This window comes from Phycisphaerae bacterium, from assembly GCA_012729815.1.
Lineage (GTDB): Bacteria > Planctomycetota > Phycisphaerae > JAAYCJ01 > JAAYCJ01 > JAAYCJ01.
Genome location: JAAYCJ010000108.1, coordinates 1 through 23859 on the forward strand (window position 1 = coordinate 1; position 23859 = coordinate 23859).

Sequence of the window (23859 nt, forward strand, 5' to 3'; positions counted from 1 at the left end):
CCGCCGCGATCAAAAGTATATCTGCAACCGCAGCCCATACACAATCGCCACATCCCGATTCTGAAACCCCGCCCCGGGGTTGACGATTACCTGCAGGTCCGGCGTCAGCCGCACGCCCGGCCGAAGCTCCATGTTGTAGAACATCTCCACCCCCTGCTCCGAATGTACGTGCAGCACGTCCGGCAGATAGTCGCTCATGTCCGACCGGTAATATCCGATCCCGTAGTTGTCGTTGTCCCGCTCGGGAATCCCGCCTCGGCCCATCCACCCGAGGCTGTAGAACCGCTCAATCGGATTGCTCTTGCCCGTCGAAAGCCCCAGCCGTCCGTAGAACCCCCACCCCTGACGCGGGTCCTCCGCCTCCTGATGCACGTACTGCTCAAACCGGTAGTACACCACCCAGTCATGGTAACTGTCCCGATAGCTGCTGAAAAACGGCGGAATCCCCCGCTTGCGGGCCAGGTCCAACGCCCCGCACCAGAATGCCGGATCGAGAAACTCCTTCAAGCCCGGAAACCCCGAATCGCAATCCGGCCGGTCTTGCATCAACCGGTACGGCCGCGACCGCCACGCGTACCCGAACGTCTGATGGCCCGGCCGCCCCCACGGGGCCACCTTCACGTCCAACTCCTGACCCACCGTGAACCAGTCCCGACCGTTGAACAAAGCCGAAAACCCCGTCGTCTTCGCCGTATCCGCCGGGTCGTTGTCCAGAATTCCCGTCATCAACCGCACCCGATCGTTCGGCAGCCAGATCCCCGCCAGCACCATCGTCGTGTGCGGAATGAACGGGTTCAAAGCCGGCTGCGTCCGCATCCCCGCACCCAGAAACTGGTCCCGCTCCAGACTGCCCAACAGCATGTTGTCCGACCCGTTGAGAATGTCCACCTTGCCCGCCACCACCACGAACTTCTCCGACAAGGCCTGGGCCAGGTAGTACTCCGACAGCGTCACCTGCCCCGCCTCCTCGACCATCGGAACCACCGCCGCAAAGTTCACCGGCGACAATGTTCCAGCCCGGCAGTTGAGGCTCCGCCCGAACTGCATCCCGCCCCGCAGCGATACAAAGCCCCCCTCCCACAAGCCCATCCGGGCAAAATCCAGCCGCACCCGCACCTCCGGCGCCCCAAAATATGACAGCCCGCTGTTAGTGTCCAATCCCCCGTGCGCGTTGCCCTGCAGGAACTGGGCGATGCTCCCATCCACAATGATACCCTCGTCCGCGAGTTCCTGCCGCCCCTTGAGCCACGCCCCCGTCAACGTCGTCGCCCGATAGTCCGGCACCTCATCGATCAGCGACCGCAACTCCCCGTGGCGGTGCGTGCCCCACGTGTACTCCGGCGGCGGGTCGGACTGCCCCCACAACAAGCACGCCCTCCCCAGCACCACAAGCAGCGTCAGAAGATAGGAAACGCGATAGCCCATTCAACCTTCATCTAATATCGGCGGGCTCCATACTACCAGATCGCGTCCATCCTGTCACGCACTACTCGCAATGCTCGGCCGCTCAAAGGGCCGCCACCGTGAGCAGACGCGCTACTCACTCCGTCCAAAACGCGTACAAGGCGGCGTTCCGAAGCTGGAACCGCAACCGAACCGCCTTGCCCGCCAACGCCGACAGGTCTCTGGCCCCCTTCCACCCGCACCGAAGGCGAACCGCGTCCTTCTTGACGGCTCGGCAGTTATCAGCGGTAAACGGCTCAACCACCCGCCCGCGCGAGTCGAGCACCTCGACCCGCAGCTCGCCATCAGAGGCATTGGCATTCAGGAAGAGCTGCTGCCCCTCCAGCCGAAGCGGCCTCGTGACGATCTGGCCGCCGGACCGATCCGCCTCCGCCGAGACAAACCCATCGACCCGGAGACGGGCCAACCCGACCGCGCCCAGCGGACCATCCCACGTCACGCCCTCCGGCGGCCGCCCGCTGTGGTCCACCGGCCGGCCGCTGTAGTAAAACCACAACTCGTCGCCCACGCGAATAGGCGGCGTCGAAGCCGCGTCGTTGTTACCGAACTCCCACGACCCCGCCGGACCCGTCGGAATAAACGGCTGACGGTGCGCATCGGACGTGTCGATCCCGCCCCGATCCTTGCTCGCGAACTGCGGCCCGACCAGCGGCCGATACGGACGCTCCCAGTGCCGACCGTTATGGCTCACCGCCAGATGCACATCGCACGTATCGCCCATCTCCACGTGGTAAATCTTGCACAGCCCGAGATACAGGCTCTCGTATCGCATGATCTGCATGGCGTAAACCTGGTCGCCGAACGCGTCCCGTTCGTCAACGTCCATCATGCGGTACGTATCGGTCCAGTTCAGAAAGTCGTCGCTCTCAGCATACCCGCGATACCGCCGGTCGTGATACCCCATCTTCACCGACGCCACGTACTTCCGCCGAACCGGATCGTAGTGAACGCTCGTCGCGTCCAGACTCTGTGGCAGGATCACCCCGCGCCGCGTCCAGTGAACCCCGTCCGGCGAACTCCAGCCCTCCGTCCCGCTGTACCGAAGCTGGAGCTTGTACCGGAAGTCCGGCCGTGGATCGTCCGAGTCCACGATCATCGACCCGACGCCCTTGGTATCGATCACGATGTTGTTATCGAACGAGCCGCCGAATTCATGGACGCCCACCGGCGGTTTCTCCCAGCGAATTCCATCATCGCTGACCGCCAGGCACGTGCGCGAACGCTTGTGATTGCCCGGCTGAGGATCGTGGGCGTAGTACCACAGCCGGAATTGCCCGCTCTTTTGACGCTCAACCGCACCGAAAACGAAAGTCGCGTTGCCCTCCCACGGCCGGTCGGGAACGAGGATCGGATTGCCCGCGTGCTTGACCGGCCGATGAAACACGCGGCGGATGTTGCACACCCGATCAACACACCAGTCGTCGATAAAGAGCTGCCTTTCACGCCCCACCTTCAGAACCTTCGGCGGCTCGGGCGCCTCCGCTCCCACGTCGCGAATCGCAGGCTCAGCCGCGGCCACCTTCGCCCCGCGCTTCAGAACCTTCCCTACGCGAACCGCGTCCCAGTGGCCGCTGCCCCGCGCATCGGGATATCCGGCGTTGCCCAGGTTGATCGCAAAAACCTCGCCGCCCGGCAGAAGGTCCTGGAACGTGCCGATAAAGGTCTCCCGTTCCGGCTCACCCGCGTACAGATCGACCACCCTATCGTGGCGATGCAGCACAAACCGCACCCACGCCCCTTGCGGCAGCCCCTCAATCACCCCATCGCGCCGGCCGCCGTGCTCGACCAGGTCGATCCGGTACGTCCCCTGCGACGCGTCCCCATTGGCGTACAGATCAAGGGCCACCGGCCGCGGCTGCTCCCAGTCCGTCTGTTCCAGCCCGCCCTCCGCCCCGAATACCGGATCGGCCAGATACTTCAGCTCAAACGCCCCGGGCGCTCCGCCCGGCGTCTGGCACGACAGCACCGGCCAGTCCACCAGCTCCACCGACCCATCGACGACCGGACGAAACACGAACTCCACCACGCAATCCCCAACCGCCTTCGGCGCGTCCCACGCCCGCACCAGACGAACCCGGGCCTCCTGGTCGGGTCCGAACGCCGCCACGTGCGCGCACCGCCGCCCCTGATACGCAAAGTCATCCAGAATGCGGGCCCGCGTCTGATGGTCGGTAATCGCCCCGGCGTTCCGGGCGCAAAAAAGCGTATCGGTGAAGTTCTCGAAATCCACGTGAAGCGTCGAACCGTCGCTCCGGACCGCCTCGTTGGCCTTGCCCTTGACCATCGAATGCTCCTTCATACCAGCGTCTGACTTCTCGTCCGCCCAGCTATCCCGGCATGATATTGAACGTCTTCGGCGGTTCGCCGGTCCACGAGTGATAGATGGCCCCGATGATCGTCGGCGCCAGCCCGCCCAGCATGTCCCCTCCGATCAGGCCAAACATCAACGGCTTGAGCCGCTGATACGTCGACGCCCCGCCGTACTTCATCACCGTCATCTTCACGAACCACCCGAGCAGGAACGAGACCGCGAACGCCTTGCCCGGCATGCTCGCCCACACCACAAACAAAATCGGATGCAGCGGCCACTTCGGAAGCCGCAGCCGCAGCGCCGTAAACAGCAGCACCAGCCCCAACCCCGCGCCAAACGCCAGAATGTACGACAGATCCGGCGACATCTCGGCGAACCGCTGCCAACCCGACAGCGACTCCGCGTACTCCAGGCTCTCCTGCGCGATCAGCCGCTGCTTGACCCGCAACGCCTCCTTGAACGGAAACTGCGGGACGCTCTTGGTCGCCCACATGTCGCTCATGTTCGCCCCGCGGTCGTACTGGAAGTACATCGTCAGCGGCAACGCCACGCCCAACCCGACCACCAGGGCCAGGCCGCAGAATACCGCCGTCCGCCCCACCTTCACCTTCCGCATGTCCACCAGCTTCAACGCGTTGACCACGAACGGCATCAGCGCCTCGCGCGGATCGATCATCAGCACCATGCCCAAAACCAGCATGATCAGAATCGGCTCGGGTCCCAGCGCCTTCGCCCCGAACAACCCCCACAAAATGACCGCCGAGAACGTGTACGGCTGCAGGAAGAACATCCCCGTCTCCGCCACGATCCGGCCCATCACCAGGAAAATGATCACCACGCCCGCCGCGTATAGCACCGCCAACTGCCAGTCCAGGCCGACCGCTGCGATGTTCAGCACGAAAATCGCCATGCAGACCAGAAACACCCTCGCCCCCCACACCGCCTGCCGGTCCGCCTCCCCCTCGCTCCGAAGCCGCACCGCCTGGCTGAACACGCTCCGATAGTAGTGGCGCCCGGTGTACAGCAGCGCCATCAGAATCCCGAAGTACGAACCGAAGTTCAAAAACGACTCGAGCTTCAAGCCCATGTAGTCGCCCCCGCCCCGGATCGAAATCCCGTACCCGGCGAAAAAGCCCACTATCCAACAGAAGATAAACGGCCCGATCGCCAGCGACAGCGACACGTCCGTCGCCAGAAAATACGCGAACGCGATCACCGTAAAATACAGCGTCGGCATCAGCATGGCGCTTCCCTCCCCCTTCTGGAAGGTGGGAAACAGCGGCGCCAGCGAACTCATGTCGATCTTGAGCGGGATATGCATCATCGCGTTCGGATACCACGTGTACCCGTAGTTGTTCAAATGGATCAACAACACGCCCGCCAACCCCAGCCAGAACAGCTTGCTCCCGAACACCGACCCCTTGGCCTGACCCTCCTCCGGCAGAAGCGAATTCGTGAACGTCGCGATCGGATACGGCAACTGCTCGTGGTCCGACCACTGCCGATGAACCACCACCGCCAGCGCCACCAGACCGATCCACAGGGCCAGAATCACCGTCATCCAGAACGCCAGAGTCCGAACCCACGCTGACCAGGGTATCTGGCTCAGAGAAATGTGATTCTGCCCCGTTCGCATCCCGGACACAAAGGCCGTCCGCGCCCCCTCGTCTTCGCCGTCGACCAGCATGACCTCCGGGACCATGTCGATCACGCCCTGTTCCTTCCAACCGGGTTCGGTCTGCGCATAGTGGTGAGGCATCATGATCGAACTGGTGAACGACCGCAAAAGCCCCGACCCCGGTATGCAGCACGCCACCAGCGTCAATGCCAGAATGACCGCCAGCTCCCGCCCGCTCAACGCCAGCCGACGCGCGATCAGAAACAACGCCGGATTCACCACCAACAAAAACACGATCAACGCCCCATAGACCGACATCGGCATGTTGTTGCCGACCAGCATCGTCTGACGCATGATCGCGTCGTTAAAATACGTGAATCCGCAGAATACCGATGCGCCCAGCAGACCCAGAACAATTGCTCGCAGTGTCATCCCGCTCGTTCCCTTTGGCTTGCCCGTCCATGGACCGACTTCCCACGTTGCCCTGGCGTGCGGAGGTCGCCGTCCGAGGATAGTGGCGGGCAGCAGATTGCTCTTCGATTAAGAGTTATCAGCAGAACTCACAAGCCGCACCTCTCAATGTACCTCTGTAGCGATTCTTTTACAAGTTCCCGCCCCACCGGTTCGCCGAAAACCGCCAAAGTGCCTCAAAAATGCCGATCCGATCCCCGCTTGCCCGCCCGCACCGCTCCACGGATAATACCCAGTCGGAAGGAGGGCCGTGATGGGTGACGTTCCCGATCTGAACTGGGGAATCGATTTTCCGCGAATCAGGCTGCCGTCGATCCGTGACCTCGAACGACTCCGCGCCCTGCGAACCGAACGCCCGGAGGCGAAACCCGATACGCTGTTGCGACTGGCCATGGAAGAGGACCTGCTCCGCGATCTGGCCGAGTGCTTTCATCCCGACGTCGATCATCCCGACGAACGAACCGTCCGCCGAGTGCGGGTCGTGGACCTCGCAGCGGTGGCGGCCCGCTTCGCCGATACGGCCAGGGCGCTCGGCTTCAGCGATCCGGCCCAGCCGGCGGCTCCCGAACTTCGCCTCTGGTCCTGCCGGATCGACTCCGATGCGCCGGTCACGAGACTCCCGGTCCCTCTGTGTTGCCGAAGCTGCCTGTGGGGAACGCCCGCGAGGCTCACCGGCGCAGCGATCGATGGGCCGGTTCAGTTCATTGGCGTACGATTCCTCGCCTCAGCGGAGTTCGCCAACGCGACCTTCGCCGACCGCGTACGCTTTGCCCACTGCATCTTCCACGGCCCAGCCGACTTCGCCAACTGCCGTTTCAACGCCGAACTGACCTTCGATAACACCCAGTTCCACCATATCCTGGACCTGGCCGGAACAAACCTCCAATCCGACCTCGATCTCCGTAATGCAGCCTTTGCCGCCAAGGCCTTTCTGAACCTCTCCGATCTTCAATTCGGCAACACCAAGCTCTTCGGCGGCCGCCTCCGCCTGACCTTCGCCCAGCTCCGAAGACGCCACGGCCTGATCGTCGGCGACTCGCCAAGCAGCGTCCAGACGCTCGCCGAACGGGTGCAAGCGAGCCTGCCCGAACCACCCGCCACGCGATGGCAGCGGCTGGTGTTCCGCCTCAATCTGAAGCGAATGGCCAGAGCCGCGGCACGCGACCAATATGCCGAACTCGCAGCCAACTTCGAAGCCCAGCGGACCGTCGACGCCCGCCAATCCCGAGACCTCTGCCTCTACCGCTATCGCGACCTTCGCCGAAGAACCCAGATCCGGCGGCTAAGCCCGCGCCGATGGCTGTGGGAGTGGCTGATCCTCAAGTGGGCCTTCGGCTACGGCCTGCGCCCCGTCCGTATCGCCGCAACGGCCCTGATCGTCATCCTCGCCTTCGCCCTGGCCTACCACACCGGCTTGGGCCTGCCCGCCGACCGCTGGGCCATCCAGACCACCGACCCCTTTCCCGTCTCGCTCGCCGCCGTCGAACCGTGGCCCGTCCGCCTCCAGGAGACGCTGCACATCTCAGCCGCAACCTTCATCGGACTGGGAACCCCGACGTGGCAGCCGATGTTGGCCGCCAAAATCGCCACAACCCTCGAAGCCGCCCTGGGACTCGTCCTGACCCTCCTCTTCGCCCTCGCCGCCTTTCGCAGATTCACCCAATAGGGCCACGCACCAGGCAGCCGCCACGGCCGAGCGGCTCAAAAAGACGGTCACGAACCAACCACTTTCCGCCCGCGCACATACACGTCCCGCGCCTCCAGCCGGTACTCGCCCGGCCCGCCGTCGACCCGTTCGCCGGATTCGACGATGCCGCCCGACGCGTATAGACCCTGCCGCCAGAAGACCTATTCCCGGCTCGCCGTCCATATCTATTCCAGCGTTTGTTTGACGGCAGAGATCAGTTGGAGGTCCATGATGCTTCCACCGGGTTAATCTGTGCGGTTCCGGCCTTGAACGCCGACAGCAGAGTCTGATCGTCGTGAGGTGAAAGGAGAAAACGGGGTCCGCCATCGATCGGAAGGCAGATGGCGGCGGGTGTGGCCTGGATTTCGTCGGGATTATCCATGAGATCGACGACCCGAACGTCCTTCGCCGCAAGCGGAAGCGTGATGGTGCCGGTTTGTTCCGGCGTGCCGGCGTGCCAGTACACCAGGAGGTAGCCGTCGGGTCCTTTAAAGACCATGCCGCGGACGTCATCGCCGATTTTTTCCTGCCCGACGAACTCCTTGCCGTCCAGCATCCAGGTCATGGTGTTGTACGCACAGACGATCGGCTTGATTCCTCTCTGGCGGACCATGTTGTAGTGCCACTTTTCGTTGTAGGCCCGGAAAGCGAAGTAGATGAAATGCTTCACCCCGCCGGCCAGACCGATCAGATGGGAACGCACGCAGTAGTTGGCCTGAAGGCGTTCGGGAACCGCGATAGCCCTCATCGGCTCCGGAGAATCGTCGGGCAGATCCCGGTCTTCGTAATCGTCTGCGGCGAAGGAAAACTCCGTCCACCAGACGGGCATCCCCGGCCGGTATTTGTCGACCTCCGCTCGCACCGCCGCCTGGTATTCTTCCAGAGCGGCGGCCTCGGGAGCGTCCTTGCCGCCAAACACGTAGGGATGGACTGCAATACCGTCACAGGCCTGGGCGCCGCCGGCCTTGAGGAACCATTGTAAGTAATTCAATATTGACGGACACGACACGCAGGCCAGGATCACCGTGTTCGGATCGACTTTCTTGGCTTCTTCCATGGCGATCTGATGGACCTCGACGCAATTATCGACCGGCATCTCGCCGATGTACGGTTCGTTGGTCACTTCCCAGGCGTGCCCCTTGCCCTTGTACCGCTCCGCCTTGAGTCGCGAGAACGTTCGCCAGGCGTCCAGGTCTTTTACCGGCGGACGCCATTTGACGCCCTCGACCATCGGCCAGTTGGGAAATTCGCCGAAGAACATGTTGCCGATATTGAGCTTTTCCGTGACGGCCACGGCATTGTCCGTGAATCGCCAATCATACTGTCCTTGCACCGGTTCCCGATACGCCCATCCGCACTCGTCGCGCGACCACTGGGCGCCGATCTTCTTGGCCAGTGTTGCGGCCAGACCGCCGTCATAGGCCGGGCTGATCCCGAACAGTCCGAAATAGTCCGTGGGCTTGAACGGCCGATCCAGCGGGTGCGGCCGGATCACGCCCATCGTCAGGACGTTGGTGTAACCGTGATTGTATTTCCGGTCCAGCACCTGCGTCTTCACCACATAGAAACCCTTGTGGGTCAGTTGGGGAACAATCGTCTGAATATCGGGCTCGCCGGCCGACAGGGTTTTGTCGGTTTGATCCTGATAAACGGTCTGACCGTAATAATCGGTCACCGTGGTCGTCACCGTCACCGGCAGATCCTCGGTTAACTGCTTGCCAAGGCGAAGATCCAACTTGATCGCGACCGGTTGGGTGTCCTCGAATACGTTTCGGTACTGATCCGTGCTCAGTGCGATCTCCACCGAAGGATTCGGCGGGAGAAATGTGAAGTCCAGCAGACCTTCCGGCGTGCTTTCAAGTTCCACCATCCACGATGCGCCCGGCGAACGTCGGAAGCGGACACTGGCGGCCTTTTGAATCGACAGGCCCATATCCAGGCGAGGCGCCCGACCAAAAGAAACGACATGAGGATTGACTGCGTAGAGAACGTCCTTGCCGTCGATCAAGAACTTGCCCTTCTGGTAGAATTTTTCCGGTAACCGGAAGAGCAGCACGCCACGCTGGTCCTTTCCCACCGAGGCAGGGTCGTATTGGTACTCGAAGCGGACCCCGTCCGTCTCGACTTGAACGGTCTGAGTCAATCCGATCGCTTTTCCACAGGCATCGATTTGTCCCGTCATCGTCAAAGCGACGGAGGTCCTGGACTCCTGGACGTCAGTCCACTTGTTGGGCGTCTGGCCATGTCGGTATTCGTCGCCGGCCTGGAAAAAAATAAACTGCCCGTTCTCCGCCAGCATCTGATGAAAACCAGTCACCTTCTCGATGCCCGGCCGTTCCGTTGGGTTCAGGACGACCTGAAATGCATCGGAATAAAACGTTCGATCGCGATAGGCGTACGAAAACTGCCCCAAAACGGGACTCGTCAATCCAATCACCGCCACGAGAGCCGGAAGGATACGCATAGTAAGACTCCTTGAGTCGACAAATGTCTCTGGTGTAAGAAAAAAGGGACATGGTGGTTTTCTATACCCGCCACCGCCACCCTTCATCCAGCATCGTCAAGTACTTGTCCACCGGCACATAATCGGCGATACTGTTACCCGAGCCCAGTGCATACCGGCCCGTCTTGCCGATCCTCGTCATCAGCAAATTCACGTGCTTGCGAATCTCAGTCTGGGAACTCCGGCACAAACGGTCCACGTCGAATCCGCCAAGAATCGCGATCCGATCCCCATACCGCTCCGCCGCCTCCGTCACCGGTAAAATCGCGTCCTCATACGAATGCTTCGCGTCGATCCGGATGGTATCGATCAGTTCGTCCATGATGGCCGCCAGGTTACCGCACGAATGCAGAATGCACGGCTTGTTCTGACCGTGAACAATATCCACCAGCCGTTGATACCACGGAAAAACAAACGTCCGAATGTCCGCCGGCGAAATCAGCGTCTGCGTCTTAAACCCCAGATCGTCGCTGATCACCAGCGATCCGACCTCCGGAAGCATCGTCATCCCCGCGTACATCGCCTCGTAGATCCGCCCGATTCGTTCGAATATCGCGTGGACCAGGTCCCTGTCGTCCGCCAGCAGAAGGCACAAATTGTTATACCCGCACAGCGACTCCGCCATCTCGAAAATCCCGCCCGTCTGCCCGATCATCTTCATCCCCGCCGGCAGCACGGACGCGACGGCCTCAAAATCGTCGAACCCCACCGTCTCCGGCTCGGGCCACGGATACCGCTGAAAACTCTCCCGGTCCGTAATCGGGTAATCCCCGGTCGTATCGACCAGACTCCCCGTCTGGATCCTCAGCGTCGGCCAGACCGGAACGTAGTCGTACCCCGCTCGGTGATAAAACTCCACCGTCGCCGCCGCGTCGGCCACCGGCTTGCCCAGCAACTGTTCCATGATCGGCCGGTCCACGAACAACTCGTAAAACGGCACGAAATCCGGCCTGCCTTCCCTCATCAGAACTTTGCGCAACTGCGAAAACTCCGGTGCGGGACGAATCCCGATATCGTCGATGCGGCGGTATGTGGACTCCATGCTCACTCCAGGGTGAAGGACTGTTTCGTATTCACCGCAACCTTGCCTTTGACTGTTTGAGAAAAGGAACCCATCCTTTCATCAATCGCCGCTGCATCATAACCATCCGGAACATGTGCGTCAAGCTAAAAATGATTGCTTTACCGCTTCAGCATCCCTATATGACAGTTTCTGCCTTTGACATTCTTCCGGATTCTCGATAAACTCTTTATCATGACAACGATCAGACCCAAATCCGGAATGACGATTCGTGAAATCGCGGAACTCGCCGGCGTATCCAGCGCGGCGGTCTCAGCCGTCCTGAACAACCGCTGGAAACAGATCCGCCTGACCGAGCAGACGCGGAATAAAATCGCGGCGGTGATCAAGGAGACCCGGTTTCAGCCCAACACAGCCGGAAAGGCCCTGGCCTATCGACGCAGCTTCGTGATCGGGATGATCGTCGAGAAGATCAACTTCTCCTTTCTGCCCGAGGCTTTGGAAGGCATCGAGGATCTGACCGAGCAAAAGGGGTATGGTCTACTGATGATGACCACCCGGAAGGACCCGGCCCGTCAGGAACGCATCCTCAACTATCTCCTGGCTCGAAATGTCGAGGGGATGCTCCTGGGCCCGGGCATTGACATTCCGCCGACTTTTCTGGAGACACTGGCGGCCCGGGTTATTCCCGTGGTTCAAATGGGGGAGGCGCCGGAGGGAAAGTCATTCGCCTGTGTCGACGGAGCACAAATCGGTTATCTGGGAATGCGGCACCTGCTCGAACGCGGGCATCAGCGTATCGCCTGCTGGGGGACATCGCCCATGATCCACGAAGGGATCGATCGGGCTATCCGCGAATCGGGGCGGGAGGTCCGGATCGACCACTGGCCGTTCTGCGATCCCATGGAGAGCATGGATCAATGGTTCCACGACACCGACCGGCCCACCGCAATGTTCGTCGGCAGCGACGAGGTCGCTTCCAGAATTCTCCATCGTGCCATTCGCCAAGGGGTGAAGATTCCCGAGGAACTGGCGTTGATGGGCGTGAACGACACCCAGGCCGCCGTCGAGGCCGCGATCCCGCTGACCACCGTCTCGCAGCCGAAGTATGAACAAGGCCAAGCCGCCGCCCAGTTGCTGTTCGACCTGATGGAGGGCAAGCCGGCCCAAAGCGTCGTTCTTCAACCCAACCTGGTCGTCCGGGAGTCGACGTAACGCCGATCCCGCCGGAAAACGAACGTCATCTGCCCGCCGCCCAGGTGTGTTCCGGCGTGTCCTACTGCCACTGGCCGTACCGCGGATCGCCCCGAACCGCCAACCTACCATCCACGTGATCGAGCGACTCATACCAACGGTCACGAACCGACCACGTTCCGCCCGCGCACATACACGTCCCGCACCTCCAGCCGGTACTCGCCCGGCCCGCCGTCGATCCGGGCCACCACCAGGTCCGCCCAACCGCCATCACGTATCTCACCCGTCTCCAGATCGTCGCCGCCCTTCCGCCGGAGCATCTCAACGATGTTCGTCGAGCAACAGCGGCTGACCGCGGCGACCGCCTCGTCCAACGCCATCGCCTCGTGCCGATACCAGACCCCCTCCGTCGGCTGCGTCAGCCAACTCAGCAAATTCGAAAACGCCTGATCCATCGTCAGCACGCTCGAAAACAGCGTGATCGGGTCGCGATCCACCACGTAGACGAACCGCCCGCTCGGATCGACCCGCCCGCGCATCCCGCTGATGGCGAACTCCTCGACCCCCTCCGCCTGACTCGAGAACATCGCGTCCGTCACCGCCATCACCCGCTCAAATCCCTTGCGGGCCAGCACGTCGCGAACGTACGCCGGCGCCACGTGCACCCCGTCGCAGATCAGCTCGGCGTAAATGTCCTCGCGAAGCACCGCCTCGACCGCCCCGCCCCCGTTGAACGTCTTGTGCGAACTGCCGATCGGCCCGTTCAGGAAATGGATGCAGTACTTCAATCCCGCCCCGATGGCGTCCGTGAACTGATCGTACGTCGCATTGGTGTGCCCTGCCCCCACCGAAATCCCCCGCCGGCTAAGGCTTTCGATCAACGCACACGACGCCTCCCCGTAATCCGGCGTCACGTTCGCCAGCCGCACCACGCCCGTCTCGTTGACCCCCTCGAACAGTGCCAGATCCGGCTCGAACACGAAATCCGGGTTCTGCGCCCCCGCCATCCGGGCGTTGATGAACGTCCCCTCCAACAGCCCGCCGAAGATCATCGACCCATCCGACCCGTTGGTCCCGCCGTCCATGTACCGCCTGAGCTGCCCGAAGCAGAACTTCTGCCGCTCGATCGGCGACGCCCACGTGCCCAGATACAGCCCCGTTACCCCCGTCCGCGCCCGCCGCGTCGCATAGTTCGGCAACTCCCGGGCGTACACCTCCTCCGAACCGTCGAACTCGCCCGTCCGCGGATCGTACTGCCCCATCGTGAACTCGAAAAGCCCCGCCCCGTGCGTGTGAATCTCCACAAAACCCGGCAGCAGATACGCCCCCGCCAGATCGACCGCCGGCCCGCCCTGCCGCTCTCCCGCCCGCAAAAGTCGGATCCGCCCATCCTCAATCAAAACGTCCAGATCGTTCCGGACCGCGCCGCCGCGGATGACTTTGCCGTTCGTCAGTCGCATCGGTTCCTCCACTCATCCGACGCCCGGGACCGCTACGAGTACGCGTCGATCGCGTCCATGATCGTCAGGAAACTCTCCTGCCAGCGGTCCTCGGGCACGTCCTCGGTGATCCCGATGATGAAGCCCGGCCGATCCCTGGCCGCATCGAGCAGTTCCCGCGTGGTCGCCGCGATCTTCTCTCGGCTGGCCAGGTGAATCGACGAAGGAAAGTTGATCCACAGACACTGGCCCGGCCACGCCTCGAACGCCTCGCTCAGCGTCATGTCCGTGTCCGGAGCCGGCGTGAACGCCTCAATATAGTCCAGCCCGCTTTCGGCCACCAGGCCCGCGATCCGCTTGTTGTTCGCGTCCAGGTGACAGCCGATCAGCTTGCCGTGCCGGTGAAGAATCTCGCCCGCCTCCCGGTAATGCGGCAGATAGTAATCCGCGAACACCTTCGGCCCGATCACCTCCACCGTCACGTTCCCGCCATAGTTGAAGTGCCAACACGGCGACTCCGCCAGCAGCTTGTACCGCCGCCGCGCCGCCCGAACGTTGGCCTCATACAGCCGCAGCACCTCGTCCCGCCGCTCCATCCACTCCATGCAGAACTGCTCGGTCCCCATCATCGAACTGATGATCGCCTGCATCGGCTCCAGACCGATGCCGCCGCGAAGAATGACGTCCTCGCCCACCATCGCCTCCGCCCGCGTGAACGCCTCGTACGCCGGCTCGTACGCTTCGTTGTCGATCATGAAGATCAGCGGCTTGTAGTCCTCGGGCCCGCTGAACACGTGCTTGCGGCACCAACTCGTAAAACCCGCCGGCTCATGAATCTCGGTCACCGTTCCCACCGGCGTCTGGTGCTCGATCCGCGTCAGCGACTTGCCGTTCTCGACGTAGCTCGTCTGCACCACCTTCACGTCTGGCCGGTGCGACCGAAGCACGGGAACCGAGCGATCCACCACGCACAATCCCCGATTCCGCAGCTCACGCTCCACCGCGCAGCGGGGCAACTTGCTCTCATATACCGTAAACGACCGCTTGTCCGTCGCCTCGCCCCGCAGGGCCGTCTCGACGCGCCGCCGCGGCGTCAAATTGGTCCTGTTCGCCATCTCACCACGCATCCGTTCGGAACGGCGAAGCCGGAAGCCCCGCCTCGTTGTACAGGTTGCACTCCGGATTGTCCGCCCAGCCGTAACGCACCGCCGCCGGCTTGGACACCTGATCCGACCAGACCGCCACCCGATCCCCCTCGATCGCCGCCTCCGCCCACACGAACCGCTGATCCGGCCCCGCGATCGCAAAGCCGGCAAGCTTCTCGCCCCGAACCGCCAAGCCGCCATCCACGTGGTCGAAGCGCAAATACGCCTTCCCGTCGCGAACCTCCATCGAACGATAGATCGGCCCGCTGTACGCCACCTCCTCGCCGTACACCTTCGCCCGCGCCCACAACCCCAGCCGCCGGCCTACCTCCTGCTTGTTCTTTGGATGAATGTCCTCCGCGTCGCCGATGTCGATCGCCACCGCCAACCCCGTGTTCGGCACGTCATCGAGAATCTTGAGCTGCGCCTCGCGAAGCCGTGCCCAGCCGCTCTCGCCCGGCTCCGCCGCACGCGCCTGGAAGTTCGCCAACTGCACCACGCCGAACGCGAAATCCCCCTGTCCCCACACCTTCCGCCAACCGCCGATCAAACCCGACATCAACGCCGTATAGTAACGCCCTTGCCCCGCGTTGCTCTCGCCCTGATACCAGATCGCTCCGCGGATCGCATACGGCGCCAGCGGATGGATCATCCCGTTGTACAGCGACACCGGGCTGTTGACCGCCCCGGGAACGCCCGCATCCATCGGCTTGCCCAGGTCGAACCGCTTCGGCTCAAGCTTCCGCTCCACCTTGCACAGCCACGTCCCGGTCAAATCGATCGCCGCCTCCTCGCCCTCCACCGGCACCAGCTTCATCTCGCCGCCCGAAAACCCGCCGCCCCCGTAGTGATCGAACGCCCGCACCGCCACCACCGCTCGACCCGGCCGTACCAGCCGGCCCGGTACGCGATACTCACGCGGCGCCACCCAATAGCTCGTCGTCTCGCTGCCCGTCGCCCCGACCCGCTCGCCGTTGAAATACGTCGTGTCGAAGTCATCCACTGCGCCGAGGCTCAGCGTCAACTCCCGTCCCGCCCAACTCTCGGGGATCGTAACCTCGCGGCGAAACCACACCACCCCGTTAAAATTCCACTCGTCCCCGTAATACTGCCACTGACCCGGAGCCGTCACCGCCACCCAGTCACCAGTCTCCAGGTTTGGCTTGGCCCAGCCCTGCTCGAAACCGACGTTGCCCGTATCGCTTCGGTCCGTCGCCTCCTCCCAATCCGCCAGCGCCTTCATGTAAACCTTGCGCCCCGCCGCCGCGTCCTTCGGATCAAGACGCAGTTGCTCGTACGTCGGACGAAGCGCCGGATCGCTCGCGAACCCCTCCTTCGGCGTCCACGTCTCCGCGTTCGTCCCGCCCCACGAACTGTTGATCAATCCCACCGGCACGTCTAGCTCGCGATGCAGCTCGCGCCCGAAATAGTACAACACGGCTGAAAAATGCGGAACCGTCTCCGGCGTACAAAGCGCCCAAGCCCCCTTCACGTCATCGGCCGGCTCAGCCGATGGAACCTGCGGAACCGTATACAGCCGAATCCGCGGCCAATCCGCCGCCGCAGCCTCCTCTGACGCATTCGCCGACGCCCACACCGGCCACGCCATGTTCGACTGACCCGACCCGATCCACACCTCCCCCACCAACACGTCGCCGACCCGAACCTCCTCCTCGCCGCACCGGACCACCAGCTCGAACGGCCCGCCCGCCGCCATCGCCGCCAGCGTCACCCGCCACCGCCCATCAGAACCGGCCTGCCCATCGGCTGCTCGGCCAGCGAACTCGACGATGACCTTCGCGCCCGGCTCCGCCCAACCCCACACCGGAACCGCGATCCCACGCTGAACCACCATGTGGTCGCTGAACAATCCACCCAAACGCAGCGCCGCCTCCGCACTGCCCGCAAGCATCAACACCACCACAAACGCCATCCGTCCGCATCGCACCATAGTTCCCATCCTCACATCCTCAACCCTCAACAGCCGCCTCTACGCCTGTCCCAGACGCACCCACCGAATGTTCGAAACGCAATCCTCCACGCACCAGAACGTCAGCAGAACCTCGCCATTTGAAAGCTCCACGAAATGCGGCGCCCCCAGCTTCAACGCGTGAAACGCCTCCACCATCGTCTCCGCCTGCTTGCCGCCCACACCGCCCGCCAGCGGATTCCACAGGCAGTCCTGCCGGACCGTCCGCCACCTCCCATCCGCACCGATCTCACCCGTCGCGCCCCAAAGCCCCGGCTTGTCCATCCGACGGTACGCGCAGAACACCCGATTCCCGCCCAGATACAGCAGCGCCGGCGTCTGACCCTGCAGATCGGTCAACTGCGGCCGACCGAAACTCCTGCCGCCGTCCGTGCTGACCGCGCAGCTGTTGTTCCGATCCACCCCCTTGCCCTCGTCGTACGTCCACGCCATCGCCACCAGCCGACCGTCCGCCATCTCCACGATCTTGCTTTCCCAGTAGATCACCTGCTCCGACGTCCCGTCCATCACGTCCACATACCGCGGCCAGCTCTTGCCCTTGTCATCCGAAACCAACGCCACCGCCTTCATCCCGTTCGGACACCGGCCGTCCCACCCGCGCCACGTCGACGTCGGCAACATCAGCCGCCCATCCGAAAGCTCCGCGATCGGACAGCACAGCTCGAACTCCGGCCCCTCAATCGGCGGAGCGATCGCCTCGCCGCCCGTCCACGTCTTTCCGCCGTCGCCGCTGCGGTACAGTAGAAACCGCGTCGGCACAAACCCCATGTTCGCCGGATTGGTGTACCCCATCTCCGGATCCTTCCGATCGTACTCCGGAAACAGTGCGATGATCTGACCGTCCGAAAGCCGCGAAAGCCGGCAGCTCTCCGACCATCCCGGCCGCAACGCCCGAAGCCGGCCCTGCTCCCGCCACGTCGCACCGTTATCCTCCGACCGCACCAGCACCACCCGCGAATCGACGCTCTCAAACGCCTCGCCCAATACCACCGCCGCCAGCAACTGTCCCGGCCCAACCTCCACCACCGACGGGAAGTACGCGTGGACCGACCGGAGAAATGCCTTGGGATTCCGATACACGATGCCGCTGCCTTTGACCACGGGGGTGTCCATTGCTGGCTCTCCTTCTTCAGGGGTCTCGATGCCGCGAGTTTCGCGCATTCTACCGTCACCGTCACCGAAAGAAAGCCCCTCCAACAAACGCCCCTCAAAAAAAGCCCCGCTGCGGACTTTCACCCAATCCGGCCGGCAATCGTTGGGGAATAGTCCCCACTATTCAGGCTCGCCAGATCACAATCGAAACGCCACATCATAACTCTGGCATTCACAACATCTTACGACGGCGCAATTCCCAAAAAACCTGGCACGGCCCTTGCATATAGGACCAGCGACACAGCAAACAACGACGCGGGCCTCAAAGCCCTTTGAAATCCCAAGACCAATCCACCGTCCAAACAATTGGCTCGCACCCGCCGGGTGCCAGCCGGAACGGATCTGATCCGACCGGCCCGGGGCCACCCCTGCGGTGGTGATCGCGAATGCCGGACGATTGCACCGAGCTTTTTTCGGAACGGTGTAGTTCCGATCGGTACCTCGGTTGTCGGTTGCAAGGGCCTGGGCCGGCAACGGTCGTCGGCAAAACGCGTTCACCAAATTCGGCAAACAAAGACCTCGGGCCGGGACGGCATTGCGGCTGCCGAAAGCCAAAGCTCTCGGCAGCCGCTTCTTTGCGCCCACACGTTCCCAAATGCCCGTCCGCCGCCCTCGGCAGACTTTCCGCCAACGACGCCGAAGCGCTACTCAATAAACTCCGGCATCGCCACCGCGTCGGCCCCCTTGTCCAAAAGCCGCTTCGGAACGCCAAGCCGCTCCATCCGCAAAAACACACCCCACGCCTTCCCCTCGTTCGACCCCAGCGAAATCACCAGCTCGTGATCGCCCGCCGACGCCGACACCTCGATCCGCCCGTCCTGCCACAACGCCGGGTTCGTCCCCTCCGGATCGTGGAACACCCGACGACCGTCCATCCACACCTTCACCGGACCGTCATACCCCAGCCAGATCGCCAGCTTCATCTTCTCCGCGCACCGGAAACCCAACGCATAGTGAATCAGCACGTCCTGCGGCGCCCGCGCCGCCAACTCCGCACGACGCTCCGCGAAATCGCCCGGAAATGTGTGCCGACGCCACCCAAGCTTCCGATCCGACGTGTCCGGACAACCGAGCTTGCCCAGCTTGCCCGCCGAACCCTGAATGTCGCTGATCCGCATCGTCCGCACAAACGGCGTGATCGGCCGCGGCGTGCCCAAAGGCAACGGCCCAAACACCGGCAGCGACCGGTCCGCCTCATCCGTGATATTGCAGTACGGATCGACGCCGTACCCGTAATGCACAGCCAGGTTGCTGATGTCGCCGTCCTGCAGGCACGTCCGAAGAACCGCCTCGTTGCCTTCCAGGTCGATCCGGAAAATGCTCGGAATCGCCTCGTACCGAAGATCGGACAGATCGAAACCCGACGGCCGCCCTGCCGCGATCAACTTGCCCACCACGTGGTCGAACCGCACCCGCACAAAGCCCGGTCCCATCTTCATGCCCTTCACCGCGATCGGCGGCTTGACGTCCTTCGCCATCCCCGTCAGCGCCGCCGTCGCCTCGGCCAGCCGCTTGCCCAACCGTATCTGCCCGAACCCGCCGATGTGAATCAAATCGTCAATCTCCAAGTCGATCGCCGGAACCACCGCCAGCCGGTCGATCACCTCCGGCAATCGCCGCTGCTGTTCCTGAACGTCATTCCAAAATCGGGACGCGGTCCCCGAAGCCACCACCCGCGCAATCTGCACCATCACAAACGGCAGCCGCGAATCCCCGAACTCCTTCCGGAACGCCGCCACCAGCCGCTTCATCTTCAGCGTATAGACCTTGCACGCCTCCGGACCGGTATCCGAGCACCCCTGATACCAGATCACCCCCGCCACCTTCCCGCCGTTCTTTACGAACCGCCGAACCGTCGCCCCAAACAAACTCCGTCCGCCAAGCTTCTTGAGACGCGGGTCCCACTGGTCCATCGACGTCCCGCCGTGTGCGCACGAAATCAACCCCTGCGGAACCCCGGTCAGCCGACGCATCTCATGACCGAACGGCACGCCCGGCCCGCGACCCGAACCCTTTGGCCGACCGTCGCCGCCGCCCAAATCCGTATGCACCTGATCCACCGCCTGCGCCAGATTGTGGATCGGATCCGTCGCCGCCGCCCACCGATCGTCCATGTAAAACGCCCGAACCAGCTTGTCCGTCTTGATCGGCGGATACTCCCGACCGATCCCCTCCATGTTCGACTGACCGCCCAGTATCCACACGTCCCCCACCAGCACGTCGCTGACCTTCATCTCCTCCGCCACGCCGCCCTTCGAGTCGACAACCCGCAGCTCCACCTCATACGGCCCGCCCGCCGCCAGCCCCTTGATCCGCCCCTCAAACCGCCCCTTCGCCGCCGAACCGACCCGCACCCAGTTATACCCGCGCACGGTCTTCCCGTCCGACTGCACCCGGACCTCAACCTTGCCGTTCGATCCGCTCTTGCCGGTAATCGCCGCGTCGCAAACGCCCTGCCGGTTCCGCTGCAGCACCATCCGATCGAAAAGACCCGTCACGATCTCCATTATGCATCCTCACAAAAAAAGAAGCCGCCAGTATATCCCCACCACGCCCGGAATCAACAGAAGATACGGCTCTCAAATGTGGCTCCGCCGCCCTCGGCGGAGTCTTCTCTCTACTATTCTGACTTCCCGCTTCTGGCTTCTCCCTCCGCGTGTTCCGCGTGCTCCCTGCCGCCCCTTTTCCCTTGATCGCCGCCCCCCGCCCCTATACCCTGTCAGCACGGACACCGCGTCCGATCAAGGAGACCAGTTCGCAGATGATCGTCACCATCGACGGCCCGGCCGGCAGCGGCAAATCGAGCCTCGCAAAACGTGTCGCCAAAGCCCTCCGCTGGATGTACCTCGACACCGGCGCCACCTACCGCGCCGTCGCCTACCAGGCCCAGCGGCAAGGCCTCGACATCCATCAGCCGGAGGAACTCGACCGCCTCTGCCGAACCCTCGACCTCGACTTCCAATGGGCCGACAACGGCGACCTCCGCGTCATCGTCGACGGCGCCGACGTCAGCGACGCCATCCGCACCGAGCAAATCTCATCCTTCGCCAGCCGCGTCGCCACCCTGCCGCAAGTCCGAAACGCCATGGTCGACAAGCAGCGACAACTCGCCGCCCAATTCGACAACGTCGTCACCGAAGGACGCGACCAGGGAACCGTCGTCTTCCCGCACGCACAACTCAAAATCTTCCTCGACGCCTCCGTCGAGGAACGCGCCAAACGCCGACAGCTCCAACTCGAACAATCCGGTCAACCCGCTGACTATGACCAGATCCTCCAGGCCATCCGCCAACGCGACAACCAGGACTCCACCCGCGCCACCGCCCCCCTCGTCGCCGCCGAAGACGCCGTCAAACTCGACACCACCAACCTCACCCTCGACCAGGTCGAAACCAAAGTCCTCGAACTGATCCAAGCCAAAAGGAGCAGCCGACCATGAGACGCTGGTACCGCTTCTGCCGAATATGGTGCCGGGCCTACGTCGGCGGCCTCCACTTCGGCCGCGTCTTCAACCAGCACCTGGTCCCCGCCGAAGGCCCGATCCTCGTCGTCAGCAACCACCAGAGCTTCTTCGACCCCGTCCTCGTCGGCTACGGCCTGAGCCGCGAACTCGACTACATGGCCCGCGACACCCTCTTCCGCAACCCGTTCTTCGAACGCCTCATCCGCTCCCTCAACGCCTTTCCCGTCCGACGAGGCGAGGTCGACGTCTCCGCCATCAAGGAAACCCTCCGACGCCTCAAAGCCGGACGTGCCGTCCTGCTCTTTCCCGAAGGCACCCGAACCGTCGACGGCCGAATCCACGAGTTCAAACCGGGCCTGGCCATGCTCGCCCGCAAAGCCGCCGTCCCCGTCGTCCCCGCCGTCATCGACGGCGCCTTCGAAGCCTGGCCGCGAAAGTCACCCGTCCCGCGACCGCTGGCGCCCATCCACGTCTACTTCGGCCAGCCCTGGACGCCCGAGCAGATCCGCTCCACCGAACCGGAGATCCTCGTCCAGCAACTGCACACCCAAATGGTCAACATGCAACACCACGTCCGGCAAATGGCCGGCCGAAAGCCATACAATTACACGACATGAAGATCATACTCGCCGACAATCGCGGTTTCTGCCCCGGCGTCCGACGGGCCGTCCAGAAGGCCCTCGAATCCCTCGATGAATACGGCACCGTCTACAGCCTCGGCCATCTCATCCACAACCGGCAGGTCGTCGACGACCTCATCCGACGCGGCCTCAAGGTCGTCGAGGACATCGCCGACGTCCCGGAGCACTCAGCCGTCCTTATCCGATCCCACGGCGTCAGCCCCGCCGTCCTCCAGCGGGCCAAAGAACGCCGGCTTACCGTCATCGACGCCACCTGCGGCCTCGTCCGACGAGCCCAGGAACTCGTCGCCAGACTCTCCCGCGAAGGCTACCACGTCGTCGTCATCGGCGACGCCAACCACCCCGAAGTCCGCGGACTGATCGGCTACGGCGAAAAGGTCACCGTCGCCGCCGGGCCCGAAGACGTGGCCCAACTCCCGCGACTCGCCCGACTCGGCGTCGTCGCCCAGACCACCATCAGCCCCGCCCGTGTCGCCGAGGTCGTCGGACTCCTCATCCGCCACGGCTTCTCCGAAATGAAAATCCTCAACACCCTCTGCGACCAGTCCATCGCACGCCAGCAGTCCGCCACCCGACTCGCCGGCGAGGTCGACGTCATGTTCGTCCTCGGCGGACTCGACTCAGCCAACACCCGACACCTCGCCCAACTCTGCCGCGAAGCCGGCGTCCAAACCCACCACCTCGAACACTTCGGCCAGTTCGAACCGGCCATGATCGCCGGCGCGAACCAGGTCGGCATCACCGCCGGGGCCTCAACCCCCGATCGCCTCATCGAAGAATTCGTCACCAAAGTCGAAGAGGTGGCCCAGACAACGACGTAAACGAAATCCGGACATAGGAGCAGCCGCAACCGATGCAGACAGCGGACCAACACCAGGCCAATCTTGGACGCAACCTCGAATCGCTCCGTTCCGTGGACCCGGACCTCGCCGACCGCATCCAGACCTGCCCGCTGCCCAACGACCTCCAACCCGCCGAAACCTTCGACGGCTGCGACTCCTTCCGCGCCGACTCCCTCAGCGACTCCGGCTGGTTCGCGCACACCTCCATGCCCGCCGTCCGCGAAGAGGCCCTCGTCGACCAGTTCGAACACGGCGGTTCCAACGTCCTCCTGCCCGGATCGGGACACGGCTACGCCATCCGCGAACTCCTCGAACGACTCGGCCGCCACAATACCGTCTACGTCTGGGAAACCCGGACCATCCACCTCGCCCTCCTCCTGCGGCTCTACGACTTCGCCGCCGACCTGGCGACCCGGCGACTCGCCCTGATGCTTGGCGACGACCTCGAAAAAACCCTCGGCGACTTCTTCGTCAACCATCCGCGAATGACCCCGCCCGCCAAGATGATCTCCTGGCCCTGGCTCTCCCCGAACCAGGTCCACCAGTACTTCCAGCACGTCGAAGCCGCCGTCGCCCGAATCGGCCAGGTCCGCTCCGACCTCCTCAAAAACGCCCGCGCCAAGGTCGAGGCCATGACCGCCGAACCAACCCAGCCGCTCCGCGTCTTCGTCTGCTCCATGGCCGCCCGACCCGCCATGCACCAGGTCGCCCTCGACCTCGCCTGGGGCTTTGATCGCTTGGGCTATCGGTGCCAGACCCTCCTGATGGATCAGCCGGAGCATGGCTCCGCCCTCGCCCTCGCCGATGCCATCGCCGACTTCCGACCCCACCGCTGCGCCTCCGTCGGCCTCGCCCGACACGACCTGACCGTCCGACCGCCCGACGCCATGCCCTTCGCCTCCATCCTCGGACTGCCCG

16 protein-coding genes are annotated in these 23859 nt (G+C 63.3%); 6 read left to right on the plus strand and 10 right to left on the minus strand.

Going from position 1 to position 23859, the window contains the following annotated elements; translation table 11 throughout:
- Window positions 1-9: 9 nt before the first annotated feature.
- From GXY33_07910 to GXY33_07920, 3 genes are all read right to left on the minus strand, one after another.
- Window positions 10-1425, minus strand: a complete 1416-nt coding sequence (locus GXY33_07910; protein NLX05053.1) for a carbohydrate porin — start codon at window positions 1423-1425, stop codon at window positions 10-12.
- 115 nt (window positions 1426-1540) lie between these two features.
- Window positions 1541-3748, minus strand: a complete 2208-nt coding sequence (locus GXY33_07915; GenBank protein NLX05054.1) for a hypothetical protein — start codon at window positions 3746-3748, stop codon at window positions 1541-1543.
- A 43-nt stretch (window positions 3749-3791) separates the two neighbouring features.
- A complete protein-coding gene (locus GXY33_07920) occupies window positions 3792-5825 on the minus strand; it encodes a hypothetical protein (GenBank protein NLX05055.1) in 2034 nt (677 codons plus the stop codon).
- A gap of 292 nt (window positions 5826-6117) precedes the next feature.
- Here GXY33_07920 and GXY33_07925 point away from each other — a divergent pair, with 292 nt between their 5' ends.
- On the plus strand, window positions 6118-7530 hold the full coding sequence (locus GXY33_07925) for a hypothetical protein (GenBank protein ID NLX05056.1): 1413 nt from the start codon (window positions 6118-6120) through the stop codon (window positions 7528-7530).
- A gap of 235 nt (window positions 7531-7765) precedes the next feature.
- Here GXY33_07925 and GXY33_07930 read toward each other — a convergent pair whose 3' ends face one another.
- Together GXY33_07930 and GXY33_07935 are read right to left on the minus strand one after the other, a co-directional pair.
- Window positions 7766-10015: a hypothetical protein gene (locus tag GXY33_07930; GenBank protein ID NLX05057.1), complete on the minus strand. Its 2250-nt coding sequence runs from the start codon at window positions 10013-10015 to the stop codon at window positions 7766-7768.
- A 61-nt stretch (window positions 10016-10076) separates the two neighbouring features.
- Complete coding sequence (locus GXY33_07935; protein ID NLX05058.1) at window positions 10077-11096, minus strand: uroporphyrinogen-III decarboxylase-like protein; 1020 nt, start codon at window positions 11094-11096, stop codon at window positions 10077-10079.
- 213 nt (window positions 11097-11309) lie between these two features.
- On the opposite strand from GXY33_07935, the gene GXY33_07940 reads away from it, so the two are divergent.
- A complete protein-coding gene (locus GXY33_07940; GenBank protein ID NLX05059.1) occupies window positions 11310-12290 on the plus strand; it encodes a LacI family transcriptional regulator in 981 nt (326 codons plus the stop codon).
- Between the two features lie 140 nt (window positions 12291-12430).
- On the opposite strand, the gene GXY33_07945 is transcribed toward GXY33_07940, so the two are convergent.
- From GXY33_07945 to GXY33_07965, 5 genes are all read right to left on the minus strand, one after another.
- A complete protein-coding gene (locus GXY33_07945; protein NLX05060.1) occupies window positions 12431-13729 on the minus strand; it encodes a hypothetical protein in 1299 nt (432 codons plus the stop codon).
- Window positions 13730-13761: 32 nt separating this feature from the next.
- Window positions 13762-14823 (minus strand): hypothetical protein, encoded by a 1062-nt coding sequence (locus GXY33_07950; protein ID NLX05061.1) that lies wholly within the window; start codon window positions 14821-14823, stop codon window positions 13762-13764.
- Between the two features lies 1 nt (window position 14824).
- Entirely contained in the window at window positions 14825-16813 is a 1989-nt protein-coding gene (locus tag GXY33_07955) for a 9-O-acetylesterase (GenBank protein ID NLX05062.1), read from the minus strand.
- Between the two features lie 30 nt (window positions 16814-16843).
- A complete protein-coding gene (locus GXY33_07960) occupies window positions 16844-17956 on the minus strand; it encodes an exo-alpha-sialidase (GenBank protein ID NLX05063.1) in 1113 nt (370 codons plus the stop codon).
- Between the two features lie 683 nt (window positions 17957-18639).
- Window positions 18640-20502 carry a sialate O-acetylesterase gene (locus GXY33_07965; GenBank protein NLX05064.1) on the minus strand — a complete coding sequence of 621 codons (1863 nt, stop codon included), beginning with the start codon at window positions 20500-20502 and terminating at the stop codon, window positions 18640-18642.
- Window positions 20503-20756: 254 nt separating this feature from the next.
- Here GXY33_07965 and GXY33_07970 point away from each other — a divergent pair, with 254 nt between their 5' ends.
- The 4 genes from GXY33_07970 to GXY33_07985 form a co-directional block, all read left to right on the plus strand.
- Window positions 20757-21434 carry a (d)CMP kinase gene (locus GXY33_07970; protein NLX05065.1) on the plus strand — a complete coding sequence of 226 codons (678 nt, stop codon included), beginning with the start codon at window positions 20757-20759 and terminating at the stop codon, window positions 21432-21434.
- Window positions 21431-22075: a 1-acyl-sn-glycerol-3-phosphate acyltransferase gene (locus tag GXY33_07975; protein NLX05066.1), complete on the plus strand. Its 645-nt coding sequence runs from the start codon at window positions 21431-21433 to the stop codon at window positions 22073-22075. Before GXY33_07970 ends, GXY33_07975 begins: the two co-directional genes overlap by 4 nt.
- Window positions 22072-22920 (plus strand): 4-hydroxy-3-methylbut-2-enyl diphosphate reductase, encoded by an 849-nt coding sequence (ispH, locus tag GXY33_07980; protein NLX05067.1) that lies wholly within the window; start codon window positions 22072-22074, stop codon window positions 22918-22920. The genes GXY33_07975 and ispH overlap by 4 nt, the downstream gene beginning before the upstream one ends.
- Before the next feature lie 32 nt (window positions 22921-22952).
- Window positions 22953-23859: hypothetical protein (locus GXY33_07985; GenBank protein NLX05068.1), on the plus strand; the 907-nt coding region annotated here is incomplete at its 3' end.